Here is a 337-nt window from a genome sequence, read left to right on the forward strand (position 1 = left end):
AACAGGGCCTTGTCGACAACGCGCCACGTCTGCCAGCTGTCGGCGCTGAACCACGGGCCGAACAGGTGCGGGTCTAGGCAGGCATCGGGATAGGAGATCGCCGTCATGCGTCCTCCCCGGCCTTCTGAGCGGCACGGTTGGCCATGTAGTCGTCAAGGCTCGGGGTGATGTCCCTCGCCCGCCGCTGCCAGCCCAGGACCGTTGCAGAGCGGTTGAACGTGTTGACCAGCGATGTCAGGGCAGCCGGGTCAGCCGGGTAGCCCTTCAGCCAGCGAACACCGAGATCCGCAATCATCGCGTCCAGGATGCTGACGTGCTCGGCAGCCCGGCGTTCAAG

The 337-nt window shown here is 65.9% G+C and carries 1 pseudogene; it reads right to left on the minus strand.

From position 1 onward, the window contains the following. Positions 1 to 103: 103 nt before the first annotated feature. Positions 104 to 337 (minus strand): annotated as a pseudogene (locus MUB46_RS24210) (hypothetical protein); the annotation flags it as partial.

This window comes from Microbaculum marinisediminis, from assembly GCF_025397915.1.
Taxonomy (GTDB): Bacteria; Pseudomonadota; Alphaproteobacteria; order Rhizobiales; family Tepidamorphaceae; genus Microbaculum; species Microbaculum marinisediminis.